Below are 4,496 nucleotides of genomic sequence, written 5' to 3'. Positions count from 1 at the left end.
CTTAACGCACCGTCAAACGCGTCGATTCGGCGACCGACCACGCGTTAAAGTAGACGGACGGCCAAAGGCGCCGTTAAACTATGCTTGTCTGAAGCGGAGTTCGCGCTTGGCTAGCGACGTGAACCTGGTGGACCTCCTGACTCAACGCGAGCGTGACTGCTTGCGGCTGGTCGATCGGCATCTGTCTTCCAAGCAGATTGCCCGCGAACTCGGCATGTCCAAGACCTCGGTCGACACCTATTGCGACCGTGCGCGGCGCAAGCTGGGGGTCGACGACCGTTTCGAGGCCGCCCGCCTGCTGCGCGATCAGGACGGCGGGGCTGTCCTGATCGCGTCAGGACAGGACCCGGTCAGGACAGACAATCCCTCTCGGCCCGGGCTGGATGGCCCGGCGACAGAGGGAGCGTTTCATGGGTCAGCACCCGAACTTCGAGAACAGAGCGGTCGTCGGCCGGGCCATGCGCCTCCGTCGGGAGATCGACGACTTCGAGGCGAAGTGGCCGAACCTGGCGAAGCGGGAGGAAGTTCTCCCGGCGATCTCCTGGACGCAGCTCGAGCGGCAGCTCGTCGATTTGGCGGCGACGCCGGCGCAGGCCGACATGGCCCGACACCTGGTGTCCGCTACCCGCAAGCTCGCGCCGTTCAAGCCCCCCGAAATGGTTTTGCGGGAAATCCTCTGCATGACCTGGGTTCTGCTGGACGAGAACTTCAGGGCCGAACCCGATCCGGCGGGCGATCCAATGAACTGAGCCCCGCAGTCAGGCTCGGCGCGATCTTGGGGATCGCCGTCATCACGGCCTTGGCTTTTGGGGCGATGCTGGCGGGCCTCCACGCCCTCGGCGACCTGGCGTCGAATTTACTACGAGCCTGAACGGCTCGGAAACCTTCCCTAAGGCAACACTTGATCGCGGACGCACCCCACGCCGCGCAGGAGAGAACTCATGCTTAAGGAACGCCGTCTGGCCGCTGAACAGGTCGCGGTCGCGCTGTTTGAAGCCGAGGCCGCCATCGACGCCGCTCTGGCCAAGACCGCCGCGCTCACGGGCGTTATGCCCTCGCTACGCAAAGCCGCCGGAGCCTCGGCGCTGATCGGCCAGGACGCCGTGGAGCGCGCCAGCCAGGCGATCATGGCGCTGGCGGAAGCCCGACGGGCGATCGTTGAGACCCACAAGGAACTCAGCGTCGTTCAGACCCAGATCGGCCTCGGCGCCATCACGATGAACGGCGACGGCGGCCAGAAGCCTCCGCCCATGGGCGCGGATACCGAGCAGGTGCGCATGCGCGGCGGCCGCAGCCTGCGGATCGCCTCCTGACGGTTTCAACCCTCCGATACCTCTGTCAGATTGCGGCCCTCGGATAACCGGGGGCCGTTTTCGTTTCATGGGCTATCAGCTTCCCGCCTGGGTCTGGCCGACCGTCCTGATGACGGTCTGTGTGCTCGCGATCTGGCGCGGGCGAGATGATGAACGGCTGGCCGCCGGCATGGACCTGGCGACCTGGGCCCTCACGATCGTGGTGTTCCAGGACAAGAGCAACGCCACCCAATGGCCGGTCGTGGCGATCGACGCCTTTCTGTTCGTTGGCCTGTTGTGGATCGCGTTGCGCAGTTCGAGGCACTGGCCAATGTTTGCCGCCGGGTTCGCGCTCCTGCTGCTCGTCAGTCATCTCGCCAGCGCCGCCGACCCAAGCATCGGCGGCTGGGCCTATCTCACCGCCGGGATCATGTTCAGCTACCTGATCCTCGGCGCCATCGCCTACGGCGCCATCACCGCGCCGCGCCGCTATGCGGAGATCGAGGCTCAGGCCGGCCCGACTTGACGGGCATAGTCGTCGGCGTCGAACCAGCCGCAAGACGCAGCGACCTTTAGGTCGTGGTCGAGGTCCCATTCTTCCCAGCCGGAGACGCGCAGGCTGCGCTTCGTGACCGAATGGGACCCGGTGAACGTCCAAAGGTAGATGATGTGGGCGCCGGCGACACGCACCCCGTCGCACACGAGCGTGAGATCCGGCACGTCGGCGAAGAAGCCCGCCGCCATCCGGGCGACCCCGGCCCGGCCGATCGAAGGTTCGCCACGATTGATGATGATCCCGCCATCCGGCGCATAGAATGCCGCGACCGCCTGCGGATCACCGGTGTTCCACGCCGCAGTGTAGTCTTCGGCCAGACGTCGCGCGTCATCCAAACCCAACACCATCGGCCTCGCTCCTTTGGAACCGAAGAGAAGTGAAGGGCAAAGCGGCCCGGGTTCAAGGGGCGGCGACCTATCCGCTGCTCGGCGCCATCACCCCCAACCCCAGCCCTGGCGACACGCGGCGATAGACCAGCGCTTCGGCGATGTGCGCACGCCGGACTGAGGGTGAGCCCTCAAGGTCGGCGATGGTGCGGGCGAGGCGGAGCGTGCGTGTCCATCCGCGCGCCGAAAGGCCGCCCGCTTCGGCGGCGCGGGCCAGCAGCGCCCGGGCCGGGGGATCGGGGTCGGCGATGGTCTCGAGGAGATCGCCTTCCGCCCGGCTGTTGAGGGGAACGTCGGCGTGACCGGCCCGGGCGGCGCGCTCGGCCTGCAAGGCGCGGGCCGTGGCGACCCGCGCCGCAGCCTCGGCCGTGCCCTCGGACGGCGGGGGCAGCGAGAGGTCGGCGGCGGTGACCGGGGGAACCTCCACGACCAGATCTATGCGGTCCATCAGCGGGCCGGAGATGCGGCCCTGATAGTCGGACTGGCACCTTGGCGCGCGGCCGCAGGCGCCCTTTCCGGGCCCGCCATGGCCGCACTTGCAGGGGTTGAGGGCGGCGACCAGCTGGAACCGCGCGGGATAACGGATGTGGGCGTTCGCGCGCGCGACCACCACCTCGCCGGTCTCCAGCGGCTGGCGCAACGCCTCCAGCGCCTGGGTCCCGAATTCCGGCAGTTCGTCGAGGAAGAGGACGCCGTTGTGTGCGAGCGAGACCTCGCCCGGTTTGGCCTTCAGGCCGCCGCCGGTGAGCGCAGCCATGCTGGCGGAGTGGTGCGGACTGCGGAAAGGCCGGGCGCGGCTCAGTTGCCCCTTGGCGATCAGGCCGGCGATGGAGTGGACCATCGAGGTTTCCAGCAGTTCGCCGGGCGTCAGCGGCGGCAGGAGCCCGGGCAGCCGCTGGGCCATCATCGATTTGCCCGAACCCGGCGGGCCGATGAAGGCCAGGTTGTGACCGCCGGCCGCGGCGATCTCGAGCGCCCGCTTGGCGTTCTCCTGGCCCTTGACGTCGCGAAGATCGGGAACCCGGTCCGCGTCGAGCATCGGCCCGGGTTCCGGCGGGCTCAGCATCTGAGACCCCCGGAAATGGTTGACCAGGGCGATCAGCGAGGGCGCCGCAAGCACCCGGGTTTCGCCCGCCCAGGCCGCCTCCGGCCCGCAGGCTTCGGGGCAGATGAGGCCCAGTCCCATTCCGCCCGCCGCCACGGCCGCGGGCAGCGCGCCGGCGACCGGCGCGATGCGGCCATCCAGCGATAGCTCGCCGAAGGCGGCCCAGCCGTCCAGCGCATCGGGCGGGATGATGCCCATGCCGGCCATCACCGCCAGCGCAATGGGCAGGTCGTAGTGGCTGCCGACCTTGGGAAGGTCGGCCGGCGCCAGATTGGCGATGATCCGCTTGCCGGGCAGCGACAGGCCCAGCCCCGTGAACGCCGCCCGAACCCGCTCCCGGCTCTCGGCCACGGCCTTGTCGCCCAGTCCCACAAGGATGAAGGCCTGCTCGCCCCGGGTGAACTGGACCTCAACCTCGACGCGCACCGCCTCGACCCCGTTGAAGGCCAGGGTCACCACGCGCGCCGCCATCGGATCAACCCCTTGTGGTCCGCCCAAAGTTATCCACAACCGGAGCACGTCCCCGCGTCCAGATCAAGAACAAAAAATGAACTTTCGGAGAAAGTGAGACGATTCCGTGACTTCGGGGCGTCTCTTAGATCAAACCCTAAGCTGTGGCCCGGATGGCCTCAACCCGGGACCACATGACGTCGCTGGCGTCCACGCCGGTGAAGCGCTTGAGGGCGACCGCGCCGGTGGGCGAGGTGACGTTGATCTCGGTCAGCCACTCGCCGATCACATCGATGCCGACGAAGATCAGGCCGCGCGCCTTGAGTTCCGGTCCGATGGCGGCGCAGATCTCGCGGTCGCGCGTGGTGAGCTCTACCGGCTGGGCTTCGCCGCCGACCGCCAGGTTGGAGCGGATCTGACCCTTGGCCGGCACCCGGTTGATGGCTCCGACCGGCTCTCCGTCGATCAGCAGGATGCGTTTGTCGCCCCTGGTCACCGAGGGCAGGAACTTCTGCACAATCACCGGCTCGGGCCCAAGCTCGGCGTGAAGCTCGAGCATGGTGTCGAGGTTGGGGTCGTCCTTCAGGTGGCGCGTGACGCCCGAGCCGCCCCGGCCATTGAGCGGTTTCAGCACGATGTCGCCGTGGCGGGCCCGGAAATCGAGAATCGCGGCCTTGTCCCAGGTTATCAGCGTCGGGGGTTGCAGC

The 4,496-nt window shown here is 68.0% G+C and carries 5 protein-coding genes and 2 pseudogenes; 4 read left to right on the top strand and 3 right to left on the bottom strand.

Translation table 11 applies throughout. From position 1 onward, the window contains the following. Positions 1 to 118: 118 nt before the first annotated feature. The 4 genes and pseudogenes from ACIQ3R_RS15560 to ACIQ3R_RS15545 form a co-directional block, all read left to right on the top strand. Positions 119 to 286 (top strand): annotated as a pseudogene (locus ACIQ3R_RS15560) (response regulator transcription factor); the annotation flags it as partial. Positions 287 to 410: 124 nt separating this feature from the next. Beyond that, positions 411 to 749 (top strand): hypothetical protein, encoded by a 339-nt coding sequence (locus ACIQ3R_RS15555; RefSeq protein ID WP_397419769.1) that lies wholly within the window; start codon positions 411 to 413, stop codon positions 747 to 749. 192 nt (positions 750 to 941) lie between these two features. Beyond that, entirely contained in the window at positions 942 to 1,313 is a 372-nt protein-coding gene (locus tag ACIQ3R_RS15550; protein WP_397419768.1) for a hypothetical protein, read from the top strand. 67 nt (positions 1,314 to 1,380) lie between these two features. Then, the gene (locus ACIQ3R_RS15545) at positions 1,381 to 1,818 is read left to right on the top strand and encodes a hypothetical protein (protein ID WP_397419767.1); all 438 of its coding nucleotides are present in this window, start codon (positions 1,381 to 1,383) and stop codon (positions 1,816 to 1,818) included. On the opposite strand, the gene ACIQ3R_RS15540 is transcribed toward ACIQ3R_RS15545, so the two are convergent. From ACIQ3R_RS15540 to ACIQ3R_RS15530, 3 genes and pseudogenes are all read right to left on the bottom strand, one after another. Continuing rightward, complete coding sequence (locus ACIQ3R_RS15540; RefSeq protein ID WP_397419766.1) at positions 1,800 to 2,195, bottom strand: SgcJ/EcaC family oxidoreductase; 396 nt, start codon at positions 2,193 to 2,195, stop codon at positions 1,800 to 1,802. The two genes, ACIQ3R_RS15545 and ACIQ3R_RS15540, sit on opposite strands and share 19 nt — an antisense overlap. Before the next feature lie 67 nt (positions 2,196 to 2,262). Continuing rightward, complete coding sequence (locus ACIQ3R_RS15535) at positions 2,263 to 3,810, bottom strand: YifB family Mg chelatase-like AAA ATPase (protein ID WP_397419765.1); 1,548 nt, start codon at positions 3,808 to 3,810, stop codon at positions 2,263 to 2,265. Between the two features lie 136 nt (positions 3,811 to 3,946). After that, positions 3,947 to 4,496, bottom strand: a pseudogene (locus ACIQ3R_RS15530) (glutathione synthase); the annotation flags it as partial.

This window comes from Phenylobacterium sp. (assembly GCF_044371015.1).
Taxonomy (GTDB): Bacteria; Pseudomonadota; Alphaproteobacteria; order Caulobacterales; family Caulobacteraceae; genus Phenylobacterium.
The sequence above is the reverse complement of the archived record's forward strand: the minus strand, read 5'-3'. Positions and strand labels throughout refer to the sequence as shown.

What these genes read in the sequence shown, in the direction of transcription:
- ACIQ3R_RS15555 (WP_397419769.1), top strand. Translation starts at nt 411, where the DNA reads ATGGGTCAGCACCCGAACTTCGAGAACAGAGCGGTCGTCGGCCGGGCC.
- ACIQ3R_RS15550 (WP_397419768.1), top strand. Translation starts at nt 942, where the DNA reads ATGCTTAAGGAACGCCGTCTGGCCGCTGAACAGGTCGCGGTCGCGCTG.
- ACIQ3R_RS15545 (WP_397419767.1), top strand. Translation starts at nt 1,381, where the DNA reads ATGGGCTATCAGCTTCCCGCCTGGGTCTGGCCGACCGTCCTGATGACG.
- ACIQ3R_RS15540 (WP_397419766.1), bottom strand. Translation starts at nt 2,195, where the DNA reads ATGGTGTTGGGTTTGGATGACGCGCGACGTCTGGCCGAAGACTACACT.
- ACIQ3R_RS15535 (WP_397419765.1), bottom strand. Translation starts at nt 3,810, where the DNA reads ATGGCGGCGCGCGTGGTGACCCTGGCCTTCAACGGGGTCGAGGCGGTG.